General features: G+C 70.5%; 24 protein-coding genes. 11 read left to right on the top strand and 13 right to left on the bottom strand.

Features of this window, described 5'->3' with window-relative positions; all coding sequences use genetic code 11:
- Positions 1-3 precede the first annotated feature (3 nt).
- The 7 genes from J2847_RS10755 (at position 4) to J2847_RS34910 (ending at position 5,892) form a co-directional block, all read left to right on the top strand.
- Entirely contained in the window at positions 4-1,200 is a 1,197-nt protein-coding gene (locus J2847_RS10755) for an acyl-CoA dehydrogenase family protein (protein ID WP_209778988.1), read from the top strand.
- Entirely contained in the window at positions 1,197-2,249 is a 1,053-nt protein-coding gene (locus tag J2847_RS10750; RefSeq protein WP_325169367.1) for a phosphotransferase family protein, read from the top strand. Before J2847_RS10755 ends, J2847_RS10750 begins: the two co-directional genes overlap by 4 nt.
- Entirely contained in the window at positions 2,246-2,626 is a 381-nt protein-coding gene (locus tag J2847_RS10745; protein WP_209778986.1) for a DUF6285 domain-containing protein, read from the top strand. Before J2847_RS10750 ends, J2847_RS10745 begins: the two co-directional genes overlap by 4 nt.
- Entirely contained in the window at positions 2,623-3,354 is a 732-nt protein-coding gene (locus tag J2847_RS10740) for a histidine phosphatase family protein (protein ID WP_209778985.1), read from the top strand. Before J2847_RS10745 ends, J2847_RS10740 begins: the two co-directional genes overlap by 4 nt.
- A 288-nt stretch (positions 3,355-3,642) precedes the next feature.
- Positions 3,643-4,437, top strand: coding sequence for an enoyl-CoA hydratase/isomerase family protein (locus J2847_RS10735; RefSeq protein WP_209778984.1), 795 nt, complete (start codon positions 3,643-3,645; stop codon positions 4,435-4,437).
- Positions 4,438-4,494: 57 nt separating this feature from the next.
- Positions 4,495-5,676: an acetyl-CoA C-acyltransferase family protein gene (locus tag J2847_RS10730; RefSeq protein WP_209778983.1), complete on the top strand. Its 1,182-nt coding sequence runs from the start codon at positions 4,495-4,497 to the stop codon at positions 5,674-5,676.
- 81 nt (positions 5,677-5,757) lie between these two features.
- Positions 5,758-5,892: a hypothetical protein gene (locus J2847_RS34910; protein WP_267912514.1), complete on the top strand. Its 135-nt coding sequence runs from the start codon at positions 5,758-5,760 to the stop codon at positions 5,890-5,892.
- Between the two features lie 92 nt (positions 5,893-5,984).
- Here J2847_RS34910 and J2847_RS10725 read toward each other — a convergent pair whose 3' ends face one another.
- Positions 5,985-6,167, bottom strand: coding sequence for a hypothetical protein (locus tag J2847_RS10725; RefSeq protein WP_209778982.1), 183 nt, complete (start codon positions 6,165-6,167; stop codon positions 5,985-5,987).
- Between the two features lie 247 nt (positions 6,168-6,414).
- Here J2847_RS10725 and J2847_RS10720 point away from each other — a divergent pair, with 247 nt between their 5' ends.
- The gene (locus J2847_RS10720; protein WP_085557975.1) at positions 6,415-6,852 is read left to right on the top strand and encodes a hypothetical protein; all 438 of its coding nucleotides are present in this window, start codon (positions 6,415-6,417) and stop codon (positions 6,850-6,852) included.
- A 119-nt stretch (positions 6,853-6,971) separates the two neighbouring features.
- Complete coding sequence (locus J2847_RS10715; protein ID WP_209778981.1) at positions 6,972-7,343, top strand: response regulator; 372 nt, start codon at positions 6,972-6,974, stop codon at positions 7,341-7,343.
- 192 nt (positions 7,344-7,535) lie between these two features.
- On the opposite strand, the gene J2847_RS10710 is transcribed toward J2847_RS10715, so the two are convergent.
- Positions 7,536-8,753, bottom strand: coding sequence for an NnrS family protein (locus J2847_RS10710; RefSeq protein ID WP_209778980.1), 1,218 nt, complete (start codon positions 8,751-8,753; stop codon positions 7,536-7,538).
- A gap of 287 nt (positions 8,754-9,040) precedes the next feature.
- Here J2847_RS10710 and J2847_RS10705 point away from each other — a divergent pair, with 287 nt between their 5' ends.
- Both J2847_RS10705 and J2847_RS10700 read left to right on the top strand, forming a co-directional pair.
- Positions 9,041-10,180: a hybrid sensor histidine kinase/response regulator gene (locus J2847_RS10705; RefSeq protein WP_209778979.1), complete on the top strand. Its 1,140-nt coding sequence runs from the start codon at positions 9,041-9,043 to the stop codon at positions 10,178-10,180.
- A 34-nt stretch (positions 10,181-10,214) separates the two neighbouring features.
- Complete coding sequence (locus tag J2847_RS10700) at positions 10,215-11,918, top strand: response regulator transcription factor (protein WP_209778978.1); 1,704 nt, start codon at positions 10,215-10,217, stop codon at positions 11,916-11,918.
- Positions 11,919-11,991: 73 nt separating this feature from the next.
- On the opposite strand, the gene J2847_RS10695 is transcribed toward J2847_RS10700, so the two are convergent.
- The 11 genes from J2847_RS10695 to J2847_RS10645 form a co-directional block, all read right to left on the bottom strand.
- Positions 11,992-12,672: a hypothetical protein gene (locus tag J2847_RS10695; protein ID WP_209778977.1), complete on the bottom strand. Its 681-nt coding sequence runs from the start codon at positions 12,670-12,672 to the stop codon at positions 11,992-11,994.
- A 54-nt stretch (positions 12,673-12,726) separates the two neighbouring features.
- On the bottom strand, positions 12,727-13,743 hold the full coding sequence (gene cydB, locus J2847_RS10690; RefSeq protein ID WP_209778976.1) for a cytochrome d ubiquinol oxidase subunit II: 1,017 nt from the start codon (positions 13,741-13,743) through the stop codon (positions 12,727-12,729).
- A gap of 6 nt (positions 13,744-13,749) precedes the next feature.
- Positions 13,750-15,180, bottom strand: coding sequence for a cytochrome ubiquinol oxidase subunit I (locus J2847_RS10685; RefSeq protein WP_209778975.1), 1,431 nt, complete (start codon positions 15,178-15,180; stop codon positions 13,750-13,752).
- Between the two features lie 152 nt (positions 15,181-15,332).
- Complete coding sequence (locus J2847_RS10680) at positions 15,333-15,956, bottom strand: MarC family protein (protein ID WP_211114696.1); 624 nt, start codon at positions 15,954-15,956, stop codon at positions 15,333-15,335.
- Positions 15,957-16,038: 82 nt separating this feature from the next.
- On the bottom strand, positions 16,039-17,232 hold the full coding sequence (locus J2847_RS10675) for a GAF domain-containing sensor histidine kinase (protein ID WP_209778974.1): 1,194 nt from the start codon (positions 17,230-17,232) through the stop codon (positions 16,039-16,041).
- Positions 17,233-17,340: 108 nt separating this feature from the next.
- A complete protein-coding gene (locus J2847_RS10670) occupies positions 17,341-18,033 on the bottom strand; it encodes a DUF2161 domain-containing phosphodiesterase (protein ID WP_209778973.1) in 693 nt (230 codons plus the stop codon).
- Complete coding sequence (locus J2847_RS10665) at positions 18,030-18,350, bottom strand: CcdB family protein (RefSeq protein WP_209778972.1); 321 nt, start codon at positions 18,348-18,350, stop codon at positions 18,030-18,032. The genes J2847_RS10670 and J2847_RS10665 overlap by 4 nt, the downstream gene beginning before the upstream one ends.
- Positions 18,350-18,538 carry a type II toxin-antitoxin system CcdA family antitoxin gene (locus tag J2847_RS10660; RefSeq protein WP_209778971.1) on the bottom strand — a complete coding sequence of 63 codons (189 nt, stop codon included), beginning with the start codon at positions 18,536-18,538 and terminating at the stop codon, positions 18,350-18,352. Before J2847_RS10660 ends, J2847_RS10665 begins: the two co-directional genes overlap by 1 nt.
- A gap of 117 nt (positions 18,539-18,655) precedes the next feature.
- On the bottom strand, positions 18,656-20,809 hold the full coding sequence (scpA, locus tag J2847_RS10655) for a methylmalonyl-CoA mutase (RefSeq protein WP_209778970.1): 2,154 nt from the start codon (positions 20,807-20,809) through the stop codon (positions 18,656-18,658).
- Between the two features lie 132 nt (positions 20,810-20,941).
- Positions 20,942-21,550, bottom strand: a complete 609-nt coding sequence (locus J2847_RS10650; RefSeq protein WP_233474434.1) for a biotin transporter BioY — start codon at positions 21,548-21,550, stop codon at positions 20,942-20,944.
- Between the two features lie 30 nt (positions 21,551-21,580).
- Positions 21,581-23,581 carry an acetyl-CoA carboxylase biotin carboxylase subunit gene (locus tag J2847_RS10645; protein ID WP_209778969.1) on the bottom strand — a complete coding sequence of 667 codons (2,001 nt, stop codon included), beginning with the start codon at positions 23,579-23,581 and terminating at the stop codon, positions 21,581-21,583.
- Positions 23,582-23,591 lie beyond the last annotated feature (10 nt).

Below are 23,591 nucleotides of genomic sequence, written 5' to 3'. Positions count from 1 at the left end.
ATCATGGACTTCACGCTGCCGCCCGCCATCGAGGACTACCGCCGCCGCGTCCGCGCCTTCGTCGAGGAGGAGATCCTGCCCGTCGAGGCCGACCGCGCCAACTGGGACGAGCACGAGAACATCGCCGAGGCGCCGCTGGAGGCGCTGCGCGCCAAGGCCAAGGCCGCCGGGCTGTGGACGCTGCAACTGCCCAGGGAGGTCGGCGGCCAGGGGCTGCCGATGATCGGCGTCGCCGCCTGCTACGAGGAGATGAACCGCTCCATCTTCGGGCCGGTCTGCTTCAACGGCTCGGCGCCCGACGACGGCAACATGCGCCTCCTCAGCATGGTCGGCACCCCGGCGCAAAAGGAGCGCTGGCTGGCGCCGCTCGTCGCGGGCAAGGTCCGCAGCTCCTTCGTGATGACCGAGCCGCACCCCGGCGGCGGCTCCGACCCGTCGATGATGAAGACGACGGCGGAGCGCAAGGGCGACCGCTGGGTGATCAACGGCCGCAAATGGTTCACCACCGGGGCCGACGGGGCGCGGCACTTCATCCTGATCGCCCGCACCTCCGACGACCCGCGCAAGGGGCTGACCGCCTTCCTGTTCGACAAGGACCAGCCGGGCTGGCGCATCGACCGCCGCATCCCGATCATGGGGCCGGAGGAGCATGGCGGCCATTGCGAGCTGACCTTCGACGGGCTGGAGATCCCCGACGAGAACGTGCTGATGAAGGTCGGCGACGGGCTGAAGGCGACGCAGATTCGCCTCGGCCCGGCGCGCCTGACCCACTGCATGCGCTGGACCGGGCTGGCCAAGCGCTGCCTGGAGATCGCGGGATCTTATGTGAAGGAGCGCGAGAGCTTCGGCATCCCGCTGGCCGAGCATGAGGGCGTGCAGTGGATGCTGGGCGAGGCGGCGATGCAGATCGAGATCGGCCGGCTGCTGACCATGAAGGCCGCCGCCGCGCTGGACAGCGGCAGCTTCGCCCGCAAGGAGGTGTCGATGGCCAAGGTGCAGGTCGCCGACACGCTGCACAAGGCGGCCGACACGGCGATCCAGCTCTGCGGCGCGCGCGGCTATTCCCGCGACACCGTGCTGGAATGGATCTACCGCTACGCCCGTCAGGCCCGGCTGGTCGACGGCGCCTCCGAGGTCCACAAGATGGTGCTGAGCCGCAGCTATCTGGCCGAGGGCGACGATTTCTGGAGCTGGTCGTGAGCGGCGCCCCCTTCCTCGACGACGCCCGCAAGGCCGCGCTGGAGCCCTGGCTGGCGGCGCAGGCCGGGGCGCGGCGGGTCTCCGTCACCGACGAGGGCCGGCTGAGCGGCGGTGCGATCTCCCTCAACCTCGCGGTGACGCTGGAGATCGACGGGGGCCCGCTGACCGGGCGCCACGCCTGCGTGCTGCGCACCGGCTCGGCGTCGGGCGTCTCGGCCAGCCTCGACAAGGCGGAGGAGGCGGCGGTGCTCAAGCTCGCCTTCGCCACCGGGGCGACGGTACCGGAGCCGCTGTTCGTCGGCGCCGACCCGGCCCTGCTCGGCGCGCCCTTCTACATCATGACCCGCGCGCGCGGCGTCGCCGCCGGTTTCCGCGTGGTCAAGACCGCCGAGCCGCAGCGGGAGCTGGCGCGCGAGCTTGGCCGCCAGCTCGGCCGCATCCATCGGGTAAGGCCGGGCGCGCCGGGGCTGGAGTTCCTGCCCCTGCCCGCCCCGAGCCCGGCGCTGCAATGCGTCGCCGACTACCGGCGCTGGATGGGCCGTTTCGCCGAAACGGACCCGGTGCTGGCCCTCGGGCTGCGCTGGCTGACCGTCAACGCGCCGGAACCGGGCGAGCTGGTGCTGTGCCACCGCGACTACCGCACCGGCAACTACATGGTCGAGGATGGCCGGCTCACCGCCATCATCGACTGGGAGTTCGCCGGCTGGTCGGATCCGATGGAGGATCTGGCCTGGTTCTGCGCCGCCTGCTGGCGCTTCGGCCGCTACGACCGCGAGGCCGGCGGCATCGCAGACCGCGCCGACCTCTACGCCGGCTACGAGGAGACCGCCGAACGCCGGGTCGACGAGCGCGCCGTCGCTTATTGGGAAACGGCCGCCTACCTGCGCTGGGCCACCGTGGCGCTCCAGCAGGGGATGCGCCACAGCTCCGGCACCGAGCCGTCGCTGGAGCTGGCGCTGACCGGCCGCATGCTGCCGGAGATCGAGCTGGATCTGCTACGGCACCTGGACTCCATCGCCGCCGACTGGACGGGAGTGGGAAAGCCATGATCAACGACGAACCCGACGCCCGCGACCTCGTCGCCATCGCGCTCAGCAGCTTCCGGGATTCAATCCTGCCGCTGGTCCCGGCCGAGCAGCGCTTCACCGCCCTGATGATCGCCAACGCGCTGGCGACGGCGGAGCGCGAGCTTGCCGCCGGCGATAAGGCCGAACCGGCGCTGGCCGCCGCCGTCGGCGGGCTGATCGGCGAGGAGGGCGCTTTGTCGGTGCCCCTGGCGGTGCTGGTTCCCCGCCTGTGCGCCGCCATCGCCGACGGGCGCTTCGACGCCGCCGGGCCGCAGGCGGCGCTGCGCCGCGTGCTGTTCGACCTGACGCGGGCGCGGCTGGCGGTGTCCAACCCCAAGCTGCTGGCGGCCGGGCGATGAGCGCCGCTCCCCCGTCCCTGTTTCCGCCGCTCGCCGGCACCGCCGCCCGTCGGCGTGTCTATTTCATGCGGCACGGCCACGTCGCCTATTACGACGCCGAGGGCCGGCCGCTGAACCCGAAGCTGGCGCCGCTGACCGAGCGCGGCCGGGAGGAGGCGCGGGCGGCCGGTGCCCTGCTGGCGGCGGTGCCGCTCGACCGCGTGGTCTGCTCCGGCCTGCCGCGCACCCGCCAGACCGCCGAACTGGCGGTCGAGGGGCGCGGCCTGACGGTGGAGGAGGATGCGTCCTTCCTGGAAATCCGCGCCGGCCGGCTGACCGGCGTCCCCCGCGAGAATCGGGAGGCCGCCTATGTCTACGGCTTCGAGAACGCCGCGCTGGAGGATGCCGGATTCGCCGGTGGCGACAATTTCGCGGCGGTCTACGGGCGGGTCGTCGCCGGTTTCGAGCGTCTGCTGCTGGAGCCGGGCTGGACGACTCTGGCCCTGTTCGCCCATGATGGGGTGAACCGCATGCTGCTGTCCTGGGCCTGCGGCGCGGGCCTGGGCGGGCTGTGCGCCTTCGAGCAGGATTACGGCTGCGTCAACGTCCTCGACGTGGATGTGGTGGACGGCCGCATCCGCCGCCGCCTGATCCGCGCCACCAACCTGACCCCCGGCAACCCGGCCAAGCTCGGCCTCCACGAGACCAGCCTGGAGATCGCCTTCCGCCCGGTGCTGGCGCTGGAGTGAACGGGACTTGGCCTGTTTTAGACACGGATGAACACGGATATCCACGGATGAACACGGATGTGTCGTCCTCTTGGTCCGTGTCCATCCGTGGGCCGGCGCAGCCGGCATCCGTGTTCATCCGTGTCAAAATCTCCAATCGCCACTCTGTGACCATGGCCTGATGTCGCCACCCGGACTGTTCGTCCCACCCATTGACGACAATCGCGGATCGCCATAGGCTACTTTCAAGTAACCTACGTTCCGGAAGGTAGGAGCCATCCGGATGCCCCCTTGCCTGGAGAGTCCGTGATGACCGAAGCCGCAGCGCCGGTGCTCCTGTCCCGCGAGGGCGCCGTGTCCTGGATCCGCCTGAACCGCCCGGCCGTGCTGAACGCGCTGGACGAGGAGATGGCCGCCGCCTTCCTCGACGCCTGCCGGGCGGTGGCGGAGGATTCCGAGGCCCGCGTGCTGGTCGTCGCCGGCAACGGGCGCGGCTTCATGGCCGGCGGCGACCTCGCCCGCTTCAACGCCGATCCGGCCAGGGCCCCGGAGGTCGCCGGCGCGATCATCGATTCCCTGCACGCCGCCCTGCGGATCCTCGACGGGCTGAAGCTGCCGGTGCTGGCCTCGGTGCATGGGCCGGTCGCCGGGGCGGGGATGAGCGTCGCCTGCGCCGCCGACCTCTGCATCGCCGCCGACGACGCCGCCTTCAACCTCGCCTACGCCCGCATCGGCGCCACGCCGGACGGCTCCGGCACCTATCATCTGCCGCGTCTGGTCGGCTTGCGCCGGGCGATGGAACTGGCCATGCTGTCCGACAGCGTCGACGCCGCCGAGGCGCTGCGGCTCGGCCTCGTCAACAAGGTGGTGCCGGCCGCGTCGCTGGCGGAGGAGACCGCCAAGCTGGCCGCCCGTCTGGCCGCCGGCCCGACCGTCTCCTACGCCGGCATCCGCCGGCTGATGCGCCAGTCCTGGACCAGCACGCTGGACCGCCAGCTCGACGACGAGGGGGAGACCTTCCGCGCCACCGCCGCCAGCGAGGATTTCCGCGAGGGCATCGCCGCCTTCCTGGCCAAGCGCAAGCCGGTGTTCCGCGGCCGCTGAGCGACACGGGCCATGGCGTAAGGGCTTGAAAGAACCAACCGGAGAAGCAGGACCATCATGCAGAACGACATCGTCATCGTCGGCGCCGCCCGCACCGCTATCGGCGGCTTCGGCGGCAGCCTGAAGGACGTGCCCCTGACCAAGCTCGCCACCGTCGCGGTCAAGGCGGCGCTGGAGCGGTCCGGCGCCGCCCCCGACGCCATCGGCCATCTGGTGATGGGCAACGTCATCCCGACCGACACCAACGACGCCTATCTCAGCCGTGTGGCCGCCATCGACGCCGGCATTCCGCTGGAGACCCCGGCCTTCAACGTCAACCGGCTGTGCGGATCGGGCCTCCAGGCGATCGTCTCGGCGGCGCAGGCCATCGCGCTCGGCGACTGCGACATCGCCATCGGCGCCGGGGCGGAATCGATGAGCCGCGGCCCCTACATCGTGCCGACCGCGCGCTGGGGCACGCGGCTGGGCGACGGCGGGCTGGTCGACTACATGAACGGCATCCTGCACGACCCGTGGAAGAAGATTCACATGGGCGTCACCGCCGAGAACGTCGCGGCGCGCTACGGCATCGACCGCGCCGCGCAGGACGCGCTGGCGGCGGAAAGCCAGCGCCGCGCCGCCCAGGCCATCGCCGAGGGCCGCTTCAAGGAGCAGATCGTCCCGGTCGAGATCGCGTCCCGCAAGGGCACGGTGGTCTTCGACACCGACGAGCATGTCCGCGCCGGCGTGACGCCCGAGGCGCTGGCGGCGATGAAGCCGGTCTTCAAGAAGGACGGATCGGTGACGGCCGGCAACGCGTCGGGCCTGAACGACGGCGCCGCCGCCGTGGTGCTGGCGTCGGGCGCCCGCGCGGCGGCGCTCGGGCTGAAGCCGCTGGCCCGTCTGGTCGGCTACGCCCACGCCGGCGTCGAGCCGGACTACATGGGCATCGGCCCGATCCCGGCGACCCGCAAGGTGCTGGAGCGCACCGGCCTGTCGGTCGCCGACCTCGACGTCATCGAATCCAACGAGGCCTTCGCCGCGCAGGCCTGCGCGGTGATCCGCGAGCTGGACTTCGACCCGGCCAAGGTCAACCCGAACGGCTCCGGCATCTCGCTCGGCCACCCGGTCGGGGCGACCGGCGCCATCATCACGGTGAAGGCCATCCACGAACTGCACCGCACCGGCGGCCGCTACGGGCTGGTGACCATGTGCATCGGCGGCGGCCAAGGCATCGCCGCGATCTTCGAGCGGGTGTGAGGGCGCCGCCCGCGTGCGCCTGCGCCCCATCCTGTTGACGACGGCGGCGCCGGTGCGGCCAGCCGCTTATCCATCGGTCTGGTGATCGTCGCCGGCATGCTGATCGGCACGCTGTTCACGCTGTTCGTCCTGCCGGCGGTCTACACGGTCCTCGCCAAGGACCACCACGCCGCCGCAAACTCCAAGCGCGCCGGGGAGATCGCTTCCCTCGGCTGACCGGACGAACAAGGGGCCGGACGACGCGACGGCCTCTTCCCACCGGGAAGGGGCCGTTGCCGTTTCGGGAACGCCGGTTCAGGGAACACGGTTCAGGGAAGGCTGGCTCCGGGGATGCCCGCCTCGCGCTCCTCCTCGCGCAGCAGCATGTGGACCAGCCAGCGCTCCGTCGCGATCAGGCAGCGACGGGCCTCGACGCTGTCGCACTGGCGGCTGTGGTCGCGCAGGCGCTGGATGGCGCGTTGGGTCGCCGAGAGGAGAAGGCTTCCGGACACGGGGAGGTTCCCTGGTAATAGCGGCACGAAGGGACGGAGGGCGGTGGAGTGATAGCGAAGGACAACACAATCAAAGCGTGATTTTTGAGAGATTTCCACCAACCAGTTTGCTGGGACAAACGGTTGAAGCGGCTGACGGCCCCCATTCCCCCGGAACACCCGCCCCGAACGCACGCCCCCGAACGCGTCCGGCACAAACCGCCCGCTGCGCTGTTGTTTCGTCATGGATCACGGTCGGCGAACGGACATGAGCGACGCTGCGGAACGGTTTCATCCCTTGAACGACAACCGGCACCAGGCCGGGCAGGCAGGCGGCGACCCGCCGGAGGGCCGGAGCCACGGCGTCCCCCAGGACGCACGGGCCGAGGTGCGGGAGCGGATGGCCGGCGCCGGCTTCCGCCCGCTCGACCTCGGCGACGGGGCCCACGCCTGGTACCGCCGCGCCGGGGATGGCGGCGGCCACGCGCTGGTGTCGCACCACAACGGGCTGGACGGCGACCCGGAGGCGCCGGACTGGATCGTCGGGCAGTATGGCGAGCGCGGCGGCTACATCGAGGTCGGGGGCCTGACGCTCTCCCGCGCGCTGGTCGGAGCCGACACGCTGCCGGTCCCGGTGCGGGCCGACGGGTCGCTGGTCGAGGCGCTCTACCCCTCGCTGCAACAGGCGCTGGACGATCTGGGATGATGGGGGACGGGGCGCAAGCTGTCCCTAAGGAGGATGACCAAGGTCGGGGTGGACAAAGGGACCGGCCCCCGCGAAAGCTCTCGTCCGACCTCCACTTCTGTCCACCAGCCGAGCACCACATGGAATCCTCCCCACAGAAGCCTTTGCGAATCCTGCTCGTCGAGGACGAGCCTCTCGTCGCGATGGCCATTGAGGACTCCCTGGAGACCCAGAATGTCGGCGTCGTCGGACCGGCCGGCACGGTGGCGGAAGCTCTGGCGCTGATCGCCGAGGGCGGCATCGACGCTGCCCTGCTTGACGTCACCCTGCGCGGCGAGCGGGTCGATCCGGTGGCCGACGCGCTGAGCGCCCGCAATATCCCCTTCCTCTTCACCACCGGCCACGGCGCCGCCGGCCTGCCGGCCGCGCACCAGCACCGCCCGGTGCTGTCCAAGCCCTTCCGCGAGACCGAGATGAACGAGGCGATCGACCGTCACCTGCGGACCGCGTGACGACGCTTTGCGGCCTTCGCCCCTGGGCGGAACCGCACCCAAGAAACCGTCATGGCCGGGCTTGGCCCGGCCATCAACGCGCATCCTCACGCCATGATTTGTGCGGCCCCTGATTTGCGGTCGTGGATGCCCGGCACAAGGCCGGGCAGGACGATCCGTGGCGGGAACGGTGCGCCGGAGACTCCCTTGTGCTCAGCCCGGCCGGCCGTCGGCGCGCGGGCGGAGCAGGACCGGCGCGTAGGCCACGAGGTAGAGCGCGAAGGCGGCGACCCAGGCCAGCCCGGCGCCCTGCAACGCCGGCCACAGCCATTCCACGGGCAGCAGCGGCGAGGCGGTGCGGGCCAGCGCCGCCACGGTCAGCAGCAGATAGGCGGCCACCGTCACGGAAGACGCCACCAGCGGCCGCCCGGTGTGGCCGAGCGAGGCGCGGCTCATCACCGCCAGGATCAGGGTGGCGAAGGCGCCGGCGGTCAGCGCGTGCAGACCGGCGGCGGCCGGGATGTCGGTCAGATGGTGCAGCGCCTTCAGCGTCAGCCCGGCCGGGATCCACAGGTAGCCGAGATGCAGCACCCACAGGATCGGCGAGCGCCACGCCCGCCAGCCCTGCCAGCCGGCCAGCCGCACCGCGTGGGCCAGCGCCGCCGCCAGCATCAGCAGCCCGAGCGCGGCACCGCCGGGTACGAAGGGCTCGGCCAGGACCAGCAGCAGGGTGGATGCCAGAACCACGCGCTCCACCCAGGGCCAGGAGCGCACCCTGTGCCCCTGGGCGCCCAGCCCGTTGCGGGTGAAGGCCGGCAGGATGCGTCCGCCGATCACCGTCACCATCATCAGGACGATGCCCAGCCCCAGCGTGACGCCGGGCTGGATTCCGTCCGCGACCACACCCAGCCATTCCAGATGGATCAGCAGGTTGGCCAGCGTCAGCAGCGCCAGCAGGACCAGGAAGGCGCTGTTGCGCAGCTTGCCGGCGGCGAGCAGCGGCCGGGCCAGCGCCACGCCCAGGGCGGGCAGGAAGGCGAGGTCGACCAGCGCCGCCAGCGGCTGCGGCACCCCGGACCACGGAAAGACGACGAACCGCCCGGCCAGCCACAGCACGGTCAGCCCGGCCAACGGGGCGCCGGACAATGCCTTGGTCCCGGTCCAGCTCGGCACGGCGGTCAGCAGGAAGCCGGCGACGGCGGCGACGATGGTTCCGAACAGCATCTCGTGGCCGTGCCACGCGGCGGCCCCGGCCGGGCCGGCCGGCCAGGCACCGGTGATCAGCACCGCGACCCACGCGGCGATCAGGCCGCAGGCGGCGATGCCGGACAGCAGGAAGAAGGGGCGGAAGCCGTAGCGGAACAGCACGGGCGTCCGGTCGCGGGCGGGACCGGCGGCGAAGCCGGGGGATGAGGTCGTCGGGGCGGTCATGGCGGGCGGTCTCCGGGGCGTTGGTTCCGGTTCGATGCCGCCATCCTGCGGCCGAGTGTCGCCACCCGCCTTGACAAACGTCAAGCACGCGGCGACCCGCCCCTTCGGCCAGCCCTATCGTCCCGCTTGCGAAACGGCATCCGGGTCGTGGCAATTTGCAGCGCGTTTCGCGAAGGCCGACGTCGCTTTTCCTGCGGCGCGACACCCAGCCGCCTTCGATTCTGTCTTGGCGGGCGGCATGGAACCTGCACACCCTTCTCCCATCCCAAGGATGAAGGGCGCAGGGGATGCCGGACCGACACGAGAAGATTCTGCTGGTCGACGACGACCCCAACGTACTGTCCGGCTACCGGAGGCATCTCGGCCGGCGCTACACCCTGCTGACCGCGCTCGGCGGGCAGGAGGCTCTGGCCCTGCTCGACGGCGAGCCGGACGTCGCCGTCATCATCGCCGACATGCGGATGCCCGGCATGAACGGCGTGCAGTTCCTGACCGAATGCGCCCGGCGCCACGGCGACGCCGTGCGCGTCATGCTGACCGGCAACGCCGACCAGGACACCGCGGTGCAGGCGGTCAACCGCGGCCATGTCTTCCGCTTCCTGAACAAGCCGGCGCCGATCGAGGATGTCATCGAGGCGGTCGAGGCCGGCCTGCGCCAGCACCGCCTGCACCGGGCCGAACGCGAGCTGGTCCGGCAGGCCGAGATCACCCGCAACGCGCTGGAGCGCGAGCGCGCCGCCGCCAAGCAGCAGCGCGAGTTCGTCGCCATGGTCAGCCACGAGTTCCGCACCCCGCTCGCCATCATCGACAGCGCCTGCGAGATCCTGGCCGGCCCCTACCAGATCACCGAGCCGCAGCGCGCCAAGCGCTTCGCCATGATCCGCGATTCGGTCGCCCGCATGACCGAGCTGATGGAGAGCGTGCTCAGCGTCTCCCGGCTGGAGGGCGGCGGGCTCGTGGCCAAGCCGGAGCCGGTCGATCTGGAATCGCTGCTGCGCGCCGTGGTCGAGCGCGTGCAGAGCGCCGGCTCCGGCCACCGGATCGAGCTGGAGAGCGGCCGGCTGCCGGGAGCGCTCACCGCCGACCCGCGCATGCTCGACCTCGCCCTGGCCAACCTGCTGAGCAACGCCGTCAAATACTCGCCGGGCCGCGACCGCGTGCTGGTCCAGGCGGTGACGAGCGGCGACGAGGCGCTGGTCGCCGTGTCCGACGAGGGGGTCGGCATCCCGCCGGACGAGATCCCCCGCCTGTTCGACAAGTTCTTCCGCGCCTCGACCGCCAGCGGCATCGCCGGCACTGGCATCGGCCTCTACCTCGCCGGCCAGCTCACCCGTCTGCATGGCGGGCGGATCGAGGTGCGCAGCGAGGTCGGGCGCGGCAGCGTCTTCACCCTGCACCTGCCGTTGAGCGGCATCCCGACACGCTAGACCGGAACCCGACCAGGGAAGGACACAAGGCGCCATGGCCCGGATACTGCTGGTCGAGGACGAGATCGACCTGAGGGACAATCTGGAGATCGTGCTGACCCACGCCGGGCACGAGGTCGCCACCGCCGCGAACGGGCGGGACGCGCTGTCGCTGATCGAGCGGGGGCCCCCCGACCTCGTGCTGTCCGACATCTCGATGCCGGTGATGACCGGCTTGCAGATGCTGGCGGCGGTGCGCACCGGGCATCCCGACCTCGCCGAGATGCCGATCGTCCTGCTGACCGCCCTGACCGACCGCGAGGACGTGATCGCCGGTCGCGAGACCGGAGCCGACGATTATCTGACCAAGCCGGTCGACCACCGCGTCCTGATTGCCACGGTGGAGGCGCGGCTCGCCCGCTCGCGCCAGGCCGTCGATCTCAAGCAGAAGCAGTTCGTCCGCCTGTTCAAGGGGCTGAAGCGCGAGAGCGGCATCGACGATGGGACGGGCCAGCCGCCGCCGCCGACCCCGCTGGAACGCATCGCCGACATCGCGGGCGAGTCGCTGAAGGGGCGCGTCTTCCTGCTCTCGCCCGAGGACATCCACCGCGACCACGCCAACCTGCCGGCCAGCGCCCGCGCCAAGATCGCCTCGGTGGTCGGGCGGGTGCTGGCCGAGACGCTGACCGATTCGGATGTGATGCTGGATCTGGGCGCCGGCACGCGCCTGATGGTGCTGGCCACCACCGACCGCGCCGAGGCGGCCGACCGCATGACGCTGCTGCGCACCCGGCTGACCCACGCCCTGGGCAAGACCCAGCTGACCGGCCGGCCGGGCGGCGCCATCGACGCGGCGCCCGCCGCCTCCGGTGGAAGCGGGGGTGGGGACGCCGACGACGCCCCCGCCGGCGATCCGGAGCTGAGCCGCACCCTGAAGACGCTGTTCGCCAGCGCGCTGCGCGACGGGGCCGACGGGCAGCCACCGCGCGAAACCTTCGCCGACATTGCCGCGACGATGCGCATCGATTACCTGCCGCTGTGGGATTCGCGCAGCCAGACGGTGGTCGGCTCCCGCATCCGCTGCCGCCGCCGTGTCGACGGCGCCTTCGTGCCGGAGGAGCGCACGCTGCTGCGCGGAGCCGCCGACGCGATGATGTGCGACCTGCAATGCCACCTGATCGACACGGCGGTGCGCGACCAGATGGCCGCCGCCGCCTCGCCGGAGATCGGACGCAAGGCGGGCACGGTCATCGTCCCGCTGGCGCTGCCGGTGTTCCAGGAGATCGGCGCCTACAAGGTGGAGCGCCAGCTCGACGACGCCGCCAGGCTGCTGACGCGGGGACAGATCGGCTTCCTTCTGACCGGCATCGACGACCGGGTGCCGACCGGCCTGTTGCGCCACATCGTCGCCAAGCTGACCCCCATCGGCGGCACCATCGCCACCGAACTGGACGTCAACGACCCCCGCCTGCCGGCGCTGAGACCCCTGGGGGTCAACATTCTCCATCTCGACGCCGCGCTGCTGCACAACACCGGGCTGCGCCGCGACCGCATGGCCCAGGCGGTGCAGGAGGCGGTGAAGGCGGCCTCCCAGGCCGGCTTCGAGGTGTGGGCGTCCAACGTCGACGGCAGCGTCGCCTGCCGCCAGATGACGGCGGCGGGGGCGGTGCTCATCTCCGGCAAGGCGATCGGCGGCGCTAAGCCGGAGCCGGAGCGCGCCCAACGCCTGCCGGCCACCAAGGTGTTCCTGACGGTGTGAGGGGCGTTGACCGGGCATGACGATGCCTGGACGATGCGGAAGCTTGCCTGCCGAACAGGCCCATCCACGCCGCTCAGGCGTTGCCCTGCACCGGCAGGCCGGCCAGCCCGCCCTCGCTGCGCACCGAGGCCAGCGTCAGGGCGTGCCAGTAGAGGTCGAGCAGGGCCGCCGGCATGCCGCCCTCCTCGTGGCCCGGCATCGGCAGGATGGCGGAGGCGTGGGCCAGCGCCGCCGTCGCCGCGTTGACGCTGCGCAGCGCCGCGTCGCCGATCAGCCCGAGCGTCGTCCCCAGCGCGGCCGCGTCGAAGCGCAGCAGGGCCGGGGCGACCGTCAGTTGCGCCTCGCCGCCGCGCAGCCGGCCGACCGCGACATAGACGTCGAGCAGGTCGTCGCGGTCCTCCGGCCGCAGCAGGGCGGCGACGATCCGGTTGCCGGTCAGCGGGCCGGTGCCGTCGAACTCGTACATGGTGGCGCGCTCGGCCTGGCGCGTCGCGGCGAGCCGGCCGGCCCGCGCGCCCAGCGGCTCGCCGGCCCGGCGGCCGGCCGTGTCGAACAGATCGGGATGGCCGCCCTCGCTCAGCACCACCAGCGGCGCGTCGGTCGCCGCCGCGGTCGCCAGCAGCCGCGCCAGGAAGGCGAAGGGCTCGCCGCCGGCCAAGGCGTCCGCCCGTCCGCCCTCCGCCGCTTCCGTCTCCTGCAACAGGCCGGCGCCCCGGCGCAGCATCGCCTCGGCAAAGCTGATGTCGATGTCCATAGGCACCCTCCCCTTCCGTCCGTCGGCCTTTTTAGGGCAAGGCGGCGGCGGGGCTCAATGATAACCGAAACTCCCCGTGACCTTGCCGCGGAAGACCCAGTAGGAGTAAGCGGTGTAGGCCAGGATCGACGGGATCAGGAAGGCCATGCCGACCAGCAGGAAGACCTGTGTCTCCGGCGGCGAGGCAGCCTGCCACACCGTCACCGAGGGCGGAATCAGCGTCGGCCACAGGCTGATGGCCAGCCCCAGATAGGACAGGCCGAACAGCGCCATCGCCAGGAAGAAGGGCGCCCGCTCCCGCCCGTCGTCGAGCGCCCGCCACAGCGCCACCGCCAGCCCGGCCGTGACCAGCGGCACCGGCGACAGCAGGATCAGGTTCGGCATCGAGAACCAGCGCTGCGCGATCTCCGGCAGCAGGAAGGGCGTCCACAGGCTGACCACGGCGACCGCCACCAGCACGAACCCCATCAGCCGCCGCGACGCCCGGAAGCACCAGTCCTGCAACCGCCCGACCGTCCGCCAGATCAGCCAGGTCGCCCCCAGCAGCGCGTAGCCGAAGACCAGCGCCACCCCGCAGAACAGGCTGAAGGGGGTCAGCCAGTGCAGCATCGTCCCGGCGAAGTCGCGCCCCTCGACCGGGATGCCCTGGAGGAAGGAGCCCAGCACCACCCCCTGCGCGAAGGTCGCCAGCAGCGAGCCGACGAAGAAGGAACGGTTCCACCAGTGCCGTTGCGCCATCGCCTTGAAGCGGAACTCGAAGGCGACGCCGCGGAAGATCAGCGCGACCAGCATGACCAGCAGCGGCAGATACATCGCCGGCAGCACCACCGCGTAGGCGATCGGGAAGGCGGCGAACAGCCCTGCCCCGCCCAGCACCAGCCAGGTCTCGTTGAAGTCCCACACCGGCGCCACGCTGTTCATCATGGTGTCGCGGTCCTCCTCGCGCGGGACGAAGGGGTAGAGGATGCCGATGCCGAGGTCGAACCCGTCCATCAGCACATACATGAACACCGCGAACCCGACGATGCCGACCCAGGCCAGCGTCAGGAGGCTTCCCTCGCTTCCGTCCATGGCGGTTCACTCCCCCGGTTCGATGACGGCCCGGCCGTGCTCGTCGGCGGCGGCCATCGGCCGCTTGATCCACTGCACGCCCTCCGGCGCCCCGTACGGCGCCAGCGGGTCGGGCAGCGGCGGCCGGTCGGCCGGCCCGATGCCGAGCAGGCGGATCAGGTAGAAGGTCCCCGCCCCGTAGATGATCGTGTAGGCCACCACGAAGGTCAGCAGCGAGGCCAGCGCCGCCTCGCCGGTCAGCGAGGGCGTCACCGCGTCGGCGGTGCGCAGATGGCCGTAGACGACCCAGGGCTGGCGCCCGACCTCCGTCGTGAACCAGCCGGCGAGGATGGCGACGAAGCCGGCCGGCATGCAGCCGACCAGGATCCGGTGGAACCAGGGCGCGCTGTAGAGCCGCCCGCGCAGCCGCAGAACCAGATGGACCACCGCGACCGCCAGCATCAGCAGCCCGATGCCGACCATCAGCCGGAAGGTCCAGAAGATCAGGCGCGGGTCGGGCCGCTCGTCCGGCGGGAACTGCTTCAGGCCGGGGACCGAGCCGTTCAGGTCGTGGGTCAGGATCAGGCTCGACAGCCCGTCGATGCCGATCTCCCAGCGGTTGGATTCGGTGGCCGGGTCGGGGATGGCGAACAGGATCAGCGGCGCGCGCGGCCCGCCCTCCCAGCTGCCCTCCATGGCGGCGATCTTGGCCGGCTGGTGCTCCAGCGTGTTGAGCCCGTGCAGGTCGCCGATGACGATTTGCAGCGGCGCCAGCAGCGTGACCATCCCCAGCGCCATGCCGAGCCCGAGCCGGGCGTGCTCGTGGTGCTTGTGCTTGAGCAGGTACCAGGCGCTGATGCCGGCCACCACGAAGCTGGTGGTCAGGAACATCGCCGTCAGCATGTGGGCGAGCCGGTAGGGGAAGGACGGGTTGAACACCACCCGCCACCAGTCGGTGACGAAATAGCGCCCGTCGCGGATCTCGAAGCCGGCCGGCGTGTGCATCCAGCTGTTGGCCGACAGGATCCAGAAGGAGGACAGCACCGTCCCCAGCGCCACCAGACAGGCGGCCATCAGATGGATGCCGCGCGGCACCCGGTCGCGCCCGAACAGCAGGATGCCGAGGAAGGCGGCCTCCAGGAAGAAGGCGGTGACGACCTCGTACTGGATCAGCGGGCCCAGCACGTTGCCGACGGTGTCGGACCAGCGGCTCCAGTTGGTGCCGAACTGGTAGGACATGACGATGCCCGACACCACCCCCAGCCCGAAGGACAGGGCGAAGATCTTGGTCCAGAACTCCGACAGGCTGCGGTAGATCCATTTGCCGGTGCCGACCCACAGCCCCTCCAGCAGCGCGATCCAGCAGGCCAGCCCGACCGTGAAGCTGGGGAACAGGATGTGGAAGGAGATGGTGAAGGCGAACTGGATGCGCGACAGCATCAGCGGATCGAGATCCATGGCCCGTCTTCCTCCCGGCGCAGCAGGGCTGGAGCGCGCCGGGCAATGGCGCGGCGTGCGGTGCCGGGGCAACGCCCCAACCGGGAGGACGGTTCCCCGCCATCCCCATCCGGGCAGTGCGGCGAACCGACGCAGGGCTCAGTGCGGTGTCATCAGGGCGGATAGACGCCGGTGATGCCGGAAATGATGGTCTGCGCCGCCAGGGCGGCGAGCACGATGCCGAGCACCCGGCTGACCGTGTGGATGACGGTGCGCCCCAGCGCCCGCCGCACCAGATCGGCGCCGAGCAGGATCAGCGCCACCCCGCCGATGACGGTCGCCGCCGCGCCCAGCACCGCCGCCTGTCCCGCCACCGTGCCGCCCGCACGGTCCATCAGCAGCAGGATCGAGGTGATGGCGCCCGGCCCGGCGATCAGCGGCACCGCCAGCGGGAAGACGGCGACGTCGTGGGCGTCCTCATCGGTCATCGCCTCGCCGGTGTCGCGCTCCTTGCGTTCGGAACGCCTGCCGAACAGCATCTCGAAGGCGATCCAGAACAGCAGCGCCCCGCCGGCGATGCGGAAGGCCGGCATCCCGATGGAGAGCGTCTCCAGCACGACCTTGCCGAAATAGGCGAAGAAGACCAGCACGGCGAAGGCGATGGCGGTGCCGCGCAGGGCGATGATGCGCTTGTGCCGGGTGTCGAAGCCGCGCGTCAGCGCGATGAAGAGAGGCACCAGCCCCGGCGGATCGACGACGACGAAGAACACCACCAGATGGCTGATGTAGTCGGACAAGGCGTGGCTCCCGTCCCGGATGGGCGTGCGTCGGTTGGCCCCGCCGATGATAGGCACGACCGCGCGGCCCGTCACCTCCCGATCAGCCCGGTGTGCTGGACGGCAGGGTGAAGGTGAAGCTCGTGCCGCCCGCGCCGGAGGACACGCTCATCCGGCCGCCATGGGAGCGGGCGATCTCGCCGACGATGTAGAGCCCAAGCCCGAGGCCGGCCTTCGGAGCCTCTTCGGCCGGCCGCCAATAGGGCTGGAACAGGCGGGGGATGATGTCCGGCGGGATGGGTGGCCCCTGGTTGGTGACGGAGAGCACGAAGGCGCCGTCCTCGACCCGCGCCGTCACCACCACCGGGCTTTCGGCGGTTCCGTGCGTCACCGCGTTGGCGACGAGGTTCGACAACAGCTGCGCGACCCGGTCGGCGTCGCAACGCACGCCGTTGAGCGGCCCGATGTCGCCTTCGATGACGCGGTCCGGATGGGCGCCCTGCAACTCGGAAAGGATGTGGCGGAGGACCGCCTCCAGATCCGGGCATTCGCGCACCGCGAGCGGGATGCCGTTGCCCAGCCGACCGCGCGCGAAATCCAGCACGTCGTCGACCAGCCGCAGCGCCCGCCGGCCGCAGGCCAGCATGTGCTCGATGACGCTCACGGCCCGGCCAGCGTCCTGCTCGCCGAGCGGGCGGCGCAGCAGCATCCCGGCCCCGGCCGTGATGGCGAACAAGGGATTGCGCAGGTCATGCCCGAGAACGGCGATGAACTGCTCCCGCAGTTCGGCGGTTTCCCGGGCGTCGAGCAGGGCGGCCTCGGTCTTCTGGAAGTCCTCCTCCGCTTCGAGCTGGATCGCCAGCAGCCGCGCGAAGGAGGCCATCATCGCCAGGATCTTCGGTTCCGACAGCTTCGCCGGCGACGGGTCGAGGGCGCAGATGGTTCCGAAGAAACGGCCGTCCGTCCGCAGCACGGGAACCGAGATGTAGCTCTTGAACCCGTAAATCCTGGGCGTGTGATGGTGGCAGTAGGTTTCGTCCTCGTCGACGTTGTCGATCACGATCAACTGGCGGGAGGCGTGGATCTCGTGGCACAGCGTCGTCACCAGATCCAGCTCGCCGCCGGCCTCCAGCCCGAAGCCGAGCCGGTCGAGGACGGCACAGGCGGTCCACGACGTCTCCGTGACCCGCGCGACGGCGGCGAAGCGCAGGCCGGTCATCTCGGTGACGACCTGGAGCATGGCCGGTACGGCGCTGATCCGCTTGATGGTTTCGAGGTCGGACACCCGTGCTGTCATGCTGAATCCAGAAAATCGCTCCCGCGCGCCGAACGCCCGATCCGGGGACTGTAGCATGGTTCGGGCGCCGTGGAAGATCCTCCAGCCCGTGACCTCGAAGGGACTTCGTCAGCTCCGGGCGACGGCGTGGGCGAAGCTTTCCACCCCGGCGAGACCGGCGGGGGTGAGGGCGTAGGTGCCGCGCGCCACCCGCTCGAACCAGCCATAGACGTTGCGTTGCAGGATGGCCGCCACGTCCTTCGGCGCCCCGCCGGCCCGGAGCGCGGCCACCGTCAGCGGGCCCGCCTCGAGCAGCCGGGCGCAGCGCAGCGCATCCTGGCGGTAGGCGGTGACGATCGGCACGCGGGTCGAGCCCCCCCGGTTGGGGTCGCCGACGCGGCGCGCGTGCTCGCCGAGCAGCCGGGCCGTGCGCTTCCTGTCCTTGCGCGGGGTGTAGGGAACCGGATCGAGCAGCACTGTCACGCAATGCCCCTCAGCCCGTTCGGGATCGACGGTCAGCAGCCCGAGGCCGAGCCGGCGGCACAGCTTCTTCACGTCCGCATCGAGCGGCGACGGCCCGGTGACTCGGCGTCCCGGCTGCGGCACCGCCAGATAGACCAGATCGGTCAGCGCCAGCCGGTCGACCCCCTGGAGCACCAGATCCAGCGTGAAGCGCTTCTTCAGCTCGACGATGACCGGCGGCCCGTCGGGGCGGGTGGCGACGAGGTCACAGCCGCGCACCTCTCCCTTCACGTCGTAGCCCTGCCCTTCGAGGAAGGTTTTGACGGGTTCGTAGAGGTCGGTTTCGGCAGTGATGGTCAAAGATCGCCCGTCAGCACGTCGATGGCCCGGCGGATCTCCGACCGTGCGTCCAACAGGGAGCCGACCACCGGCCCGATTTCTCGCACCGAAACGGCCGCCATCTCCGGTGCCATGGCAACGAAGGCTTCGCCGGCAACCTCGACGACGGGCATGACGTCGCGTATCGGCTTCGGCGCTGCCGACCGCCGCATCAGCGGAATCACCAGCTTCGACCGATGGACATCGACGTGATCGCCCTGAACGATCAGCAGATAGGGAACGGAAAGGGTATCGGGATCACCGGGCACCAAGTTGCGGCAGACGTCGAGGAAGCGCATCAGAAGAGTCGCCGGCCATCACCAAACAATCCATGCTTCTCGACATGCGCGTCGTAGGCGGCGAACGCTTCGCGATTCTCTTCGATCCAGCGCTGCTTTTCAGCTTCCGTCAGCCGGCGCGGCTTCGCGGACGGCGCTTCCTCCGCCGCTCCGGCGTCGCTTCCCTTCCGGGCCGCCCCCAATGCCATCGCCTCGCCCCCTGCCGGTTGGTCAGTGACAGAGTGTAGGCCCGCACCCCGCCGCTGTCCAGACGACGGCCGGATTTCAGCCGGAAGGGAGGAGGTTTCCCCTCCCCTCCGTCACCGTCAAGCCGCCGCCTTCTGCTTGCGCAGGATGGCGAGGACCTCGGACGCCGCCTTGGGGATGTTGGTGCCCGGCCCGTAGATCGCCGCAGCTCCCGCCTTGTAGAGATAGTCGTAATCCTGCGGCGGGATCACGCCGCCGCACACCACCAGGATGTCGCCGGCGCCCTGGCGGCGCAATTCCTCGACCAGCTGCGGGACCAGCGTCTTGTGGCCGGCGGCCTGCGAGGACACACCGATGACGTGGACGTCGTTCTCCACCGCTTGGCGCGCCGCCTCCTCCGGGGTCTGGAACAGCGGCCCGATGTCGACGTCGAAGCCGATGTCGGCGAAGCTGGTGGCGATCACCTTGGCGCCACGGTCGTGGCCGTCCTGGCCCATTTTCACCACCAGGATGCGCGGCCGGCGGCCCTCCTCGACGGCGAAGGCGGCGATGTCGTCCTGGATCTTCTTGAAGCCCTCGTCCCCGTCATAGGCCGAGCCGTAGACGCCCGACACCGAGCGGATCACCGCGACGTGCCGGGTGAAGGCCTTCTCCAGCGCGTCGGAGATCTCGCCGACCGTGGCGCGGGCGCGGGTCGCCTCGACCGCCAGCGCCAGCAGGTTGCCGGTCTTGTCGGCCGCCGCCTGGCTCAGCGCGTCGAGCGCCGCCCGGCACTTGGCCTCGTCGCGGCTGGCGCGGATCGCCTTCAGGCGCGCGATCTGCGATTCACGGACGGCGGTGTTGTCGATGTCCAGCACGTCGACCATCTCCGGGTCGGCCGGGCGGTACTTGTTGACGCCGACGATCACCTCCTCGCCGCGATCGACGGCGGCCTGGCGGCGGGCGGCGGCCTCCTCGATCAGCAGCTTGGGCATGCCGCTCTCGACCGCCTTGGTCATGCCGCCCATCTCCTCGACCCGCTCGATCAGCTCCAGCGCCGCCTTGGCGAGGCTGTGGGTCAGGTTCTCGACGTAGTAGGAGCCGCCCAGCGGATCGACCACCTTGGTGACGCCGGTCTCCTCGGCGATGACGAGCTGGGTGTTGCGGGCGATGCGCGCCGAGGTCTTGGTCGGCAGGCCCAGCGCCTCGTCGAAGGCGTTGGTGTGCAGCGACTGGGTGCCGCCGAGCACCGCCGCCATCGCCTCGATGGTGGTGCGGATGACGTTGTTGTAGGGATCCTGCTCGGTCAGCGAGACGCCCGAGGTCTGGCAGTGGGTGCGCAGCGCCAGCGAGCGCGCGTCCTTCGGAGCGAACTTCTGCTGCATCAGGGTCGACCACAGCAGCCGCGCGGCACGCAGCTTGGCGATCTCCATGAAGAAGTTCATGCCGATGGAGAAGAAGAAGGACAGGCGCGGCGCGAACTTGTCGACCGGCAGCCCCTTCGACATGGCGGCGCGGACGTATTCCAGGCCGTCGGCGATGGTGAAGGCGAGTTCCTGGACCGCCGTCGCCCCGGCCTCCTGCATGTGGTAGCCGGAGATCGAGATCGAGTTGAACTTCGGCATGTGCTGCGAGGTGTACTCGATGATGTCGGCGATGATCCGCATCGAGGGCTCGGGCGGGTAGATGTAGGTGTTGCGGACCATGAACTCCTTGAGGATGTCGTTCTGGATGGTTCCGCTCAGCTTGTCCTGGCTGACGCCCTGCTCCTCGGCGGCGACGATGTAGCCGGCGAGGATCGGCAGCACCGCGCCGTTCATGGTCATCGAGACCGACATCTTGTCGAGCGGGATGTCCTGGAACAGGATCTTCATGTCCTCGACGCTGTCGATGGCGACCCCCGCCTTGCCGACGTCGCCGACCACGCGCGGGTGGTCGCTGTCGTAGCCCCGGTGGGTGGCGAGGTCGAAGGCGACCGACAGGCCCATCTGCCCGGCCTTGAGGTTCGCCTTGTAGAAGGCGTTGGATTCCTCGGCGGTCGAGAAGCCGGCGTATTGCCGGATGGTCCAGGGCTTCACCGCGTACATCGTCGCGCGCGGGCCGCGCGTGAAGGGGGCGAAGCCGGGCAGGCTGTCCGTCTCCATCCCCTCCAGGTCGGCGGCGGTGTAGAGCGCCTTGACGTCGAGCCCCTCCGGGGTCTTCCAGACCAGCTTGGTCAGGTCGCCGTCGGCGCCGAGATCCTTGGCGGCCAGCTTGTCCCAATCGGCAAGGCTCTTCTGCGGGAACTCGGTCATCGACGTCTCCTGGCGGAAAGGGGCTGGTCCTGGTCGAGGAAATTCGGATTGAAGAATGAAGAGGCGGTTGCTGCAATCGTCATGGCCGGGCTTGTCCCGGCCATGACGGGGGGTGGTGGAGACGCAACGCTGTCAGGCTTCCGGACGCTTGCCCAGCGCCGCCCAGGCGGCCCACAGCAGCGTGGCGCCCAGCGCGGTCTTCAGCAGGGTGGCGGCCCAGAAGGGATAGAGCCCGACGGTGAGCGCCTTCTCCATCCCGAACAGGACGCCGAGCCACGCCACCCCCGGCACGAACAGCAGCGCGTGGCCGATGGCGAGCGCCGCGACCGCCGTCAGCGGGTTGCGGTCCCAGCCGCGCTCCGCCAGCCGGCCGGTCACCCCGGCGGCCAGCAGGAAGCCGAGCAGATAGCCCGCCGTCGGCCCCGCCATGTAGGCCGGACCGGCGCCCGCCCCGGCGAACACCGGCAGGCCGCACAGCCCCTCCAGCAGGTAGAGCCCGACCGTCGCCACGGCGAGCCGGCTGCCGTAGGCCATGCCGAGCAGGATGACGACCATGCTCTGCATGGTCATCGGCACCGGCCAGAAGGGCACCTGCACCTTGGCCGAGACGGCCAGCAGCAGGCTGCCGAGCAGCGCCGCCGTGACGGCGGTGACAAGTGCGGTGCCGGCCCCGCCGCGTGGCGCGACACGGCTCAGCAGCGGGGCGAAGCGACGATCAACAGCGAGACCGTTGGTCATCATGGGGCGTTTCCTCCCTAACCGTCCACAGCCTTACGCGAATTCCACGATCTTCTGGTCGACCGCCAGGCTGCTGCCCGGGGCTGCGTGGATTTTCGCGACGGTGCCGTCCTGCGCGGCGCGCAGGATGTTCTCCATCTTCATGGCCTCGACCACGGCCAGCACCTCGCCGGCCTTGACCTCCTGGCCTTCCGTCACCGCCAGCGAGACCAGCAGGCCCGGCATCGGCGACAGCAGGAACTTCGACATGTCCGGCGGCGCCTTCACCGGCATCAGCGCGTCGAGACGCGCCGCGTTCGGCGTCAGCACCTTCACCACCGCCTGGGCGCCCGAATGGTGCAGGCGATAACCGATGCCCAGCCGGTCGACCTGGACGCAGACCGTGTGCTCGTCGACCGTGCCGCGGAACAGCGGCTCGCCGATGTGCCAGTCGCTGCGCACGGTGTGGCGGGTCCCGTCGATCTCCACCGCGTAGGCGACGCGCTTGCCCTCGGCCCCGGCGGTGTGCAGGTGCACCGGGTGCGGCGTGCCGTCGAGCACCACCACCCAGTCGTCGCGCACCGTGACCTTGTTGCCCGGCAGCTTGCCGGAGATCTGGATGTCGCGGTCGTTCAGCGCGCGGTGGATGACGGCGGCGACGGCGACCAGGATCGCCGGATCCTCCGGCGGCAGGTCGGACGCGTGGAAGCCGTTGGGGTATTCCTCGGCGATGAAGTTGGTGGTCAGCCGGCCGTCGACGAAGCGCTGGTTGGCCATCAGCGAGGCGAGGAACGGGATGTTGTGGCTGACGCCGCGGATGTAATACTGGTCGAGCGCCTCGCGCATGCGGACCGTCGCGTCGTCGCGGGTCGGGCCCCAGGTGCAGAGCTTGGCGATCATCGGGTCGTAGTACATCGAGATCTCGCCGCCCTCATACACGCCGGTGTCGACGCGCGTGTTGGGGTTCTCGGCGGGCGGACGGTACTGCGACAGGCGGCCGGTGGAGGGCAGGAAGTTGCGGAAGGGATCCTCGGCGTAGACGCGCGCCTCGATGGCCCAGCCGTCCAGCTTGATGTCCTCCTGGCGAAGCGCCAGCTTTTCGCCCGCCGCGACGCGGATCATCAGCTCGACCAGATCGAGGCCGGTGATCAGCTCGGTGACCGGGTGCTCGACCTGGAGGCGGGTGTTCATCTCCAGGAAGTAGAAGTTGCGCTCGGCATCGACGATGAATTCCACCGTGCCGGCCGACTTGTACTGCACCGCGTTCGCCAGGGCGACGGCCTGCTCGCCCATCGCCTTGCGGGTGGCGGCGTCGAGGAAGGGGCTCGGCGCCTCCTCGATGACCTTCTGGTGGCGGCGCTGGATCGAGCATTCGCGCTCGTGCAGGTACAGGCAGGTGCCCTGCCCGTCGGCCAGAAGCTGGATCTCGATGTGGCGCGGCTGCTGGATGTACTTCTCGACGAAGACGCGGTCGTCGGCGAAGCTGGAGCGCGCCTCGTTGGTCGCCGAGCGGAAGCCCTCGCGCGCCTCCTCGTCGTTCCAGGCCACGCGCATGCCCTTGCCGCCGCCGCCGGCCGACGCCTTGATCATCACCGGATAGCCGATGTCGCGGGCGATGGTCACCGCCTCGTCGTCGTCGGCGATGACGCCGAGGTAGCCGGGGACGGTGGAGACGCCGGCCGCCTTGGCCAGCTTCTTGGACTCGATCTTGTCGCCCATCGCCTGGATGGCGTGGGCGTCCGGCCCGATGAAGGCGATGCCGTTGGCGGCCAGCGCCTCCTGGAACTCGCGCTTCTCCGACAGGAAGCCGTAGCCGGGATGCACGGCCTGGGCGCCGGTCTTCTTGCAGGCATCGACGATCTTGTCGATCAGCAGGTAGCTCTGCGCCGAGGGGGCGGCGCCGATGTGGACGGCCTCGTCGGCCATCTCGACATGCAGGGCGTTCTTGTCGGCGTCGGAATAGACGGCGACGGTCTTGATGCCCATGCGGCGCGCCGTGCGGATGACGCGGCAGGCGATCTCGCCACGGTTGGCGATGAGAATCTTCTCGAACATGCCGGCGGCC

Origin of the sequence: Azospirillum agricola (genome assembly GCF_017876095.1) — a bacterium.
GTDB classification, from domain to species: domain Bacteria; phylum Pseudomonadota; class Alphaproteobacteria; order Azospirillales; family Azospirillaceae; genus Azospirillum; species Azospirillum agricola.
The sequence above is the reverse complement of the archived record's forward strand: the minus strand, read 5'-3'. Positions and strand labels throughout refer to the sequence as shown.

Excerpts from the sequence above, each read along its gene's own strand:
- J2847_RS10755 (WP_209778988.1), top strand. The coding sequence starts at position 4 with ATGGACTTCACGCTGCCGCCCGCCATCGAGGACTACCGCCGCCGCGTC.
- J2847_RS10745 (WP_209778986.1), top strand. The coding sequence starts at position 2,246 with ATGATCAACGACGAACCCGACGCCCGCGACCTCGTCGCCATCGCGCTC.
- J2847_RS10740 (WP_209778985.1), top strand. The coding sequence starts at position 2,623 with ATGAGCGCCGCTCCCCCGTCCCTGTTTCCGCCGCTCGCCGGCACCGCC.
- J2847_RS10735 (WP_209778984.1), top strand. The coding sequence starts at position 3,643 with ATGACCGAAGCCGCAGCGCCGGTGCTCCTGTCCCGCGAGGGCGCCGTG.
- J2847_RS10730 (WP_209778983.1), top strand. The coding sequence starts at position 4,495 with ATGCAGAACGACATCGTCATCGTCGGCGCCGCCCGCACCGCTATCGGC.
- J2847_RS10720 (WP_085557975.1), top strand. The coding sequence starts at position 6,415 with ATGAGCGACGCTGCGGAACGGTTTCATCCCTTGAACGACAACCGGCAC.
- J2847_RS10715 (WP_209778981.1), top strand. The coding sequence starts at position 6,972 with ATGGAATCCTCCCCACAGAAGCCTTTGCGAATCCTGCTCGTCGAGGAC.
- J2847_RS10710 (WP_209778980.1), bottom strand. The coding sequence starts at position 8,753 with ATGACCGCCCCGACGACCTCATCCCCCGGCTTCGCCGCCGGTCCCGCC.
- J2847_RS10705 (WP_209778979.1), top strand. The coding sequence starts at position 9,041 with ATGCCGGACCGACACGAGAAGATTCTGCTGGTCGACGACGACCCCAAC.
- J2847_RS10700 (WP_209778978.1), top strand. The coding sequence starts at position 10,215 with ATGGCCCGGATACTGCTGGTCGAGGACGAGATCGACCTGAGGGACAAT.
- J2847_RS10695 (WP_209778977.1), bottom strand. The coding sequence starts at position 12,672 with ATGGACATCGACATCAGCTTTGCCGAGGCGATGCTGCGCCGGGGCGCC.
- cydB (WP_209778976.1), bottom strand. The coding sequence starts at position 13,743 with ATGGACGGAAGCGAGGGAAGCCTCCTGACGCTGGCCTGGGTCGGCATC.
- J2847_RS10685 (WP_209778975.1), bottom strand. The coding sequence starts at position 15,180 with ATGGATCTCGATCCGCTGATGCTGTCGCGCATCCAGTTCGCCTTCACC.
- J2847_RS10675 (WP_209778974.1), bottom strand. The coding sequence starts at position 17,232 with ATGACAGCACGGGTGTCCGACCTCGAAACCATCAAGCGGATCAGCGCC.
- J2847_RS10665 (WP_209778972.1), bottom strand. The coding sequence starts at position 18,350 with ATGCGCTTCCTCGACGTCTGCCGCAACTTGGTGCCCGGTGATCCCGAT.
- J2847_RS10660 (WP_209778971.1), bottom strand. The coding sequence starts at position 18,538 with ATGGCATTGGGGGCGGCCCGGAAGGGAAGCGACGCCGGAGCGGCGGAG.
- scpA (WP_209778970.1), bottom strand. The coding sequence starts at position 20,809 with ATGACCGAGTTCCCGCAGAAGAGCCTTGCCGATTGGGACAAGCTGGCC.
- J2847_RS10650 (WP_233474434.1), bottom strand. The coding sequence starts at position 21,550 with ATGATGACCAACGGTCTCGCTGTTGATCGTCGCTTCGCCCCGCTGCTG.
- J2847_RS10645 (WP_209778969.1), bottom strand. The coding sequence starts at position 23,581 with ATGTTCGAGAAGATTCTCATCGCCAACCGTGGCGAGATCGCCTGCCGC.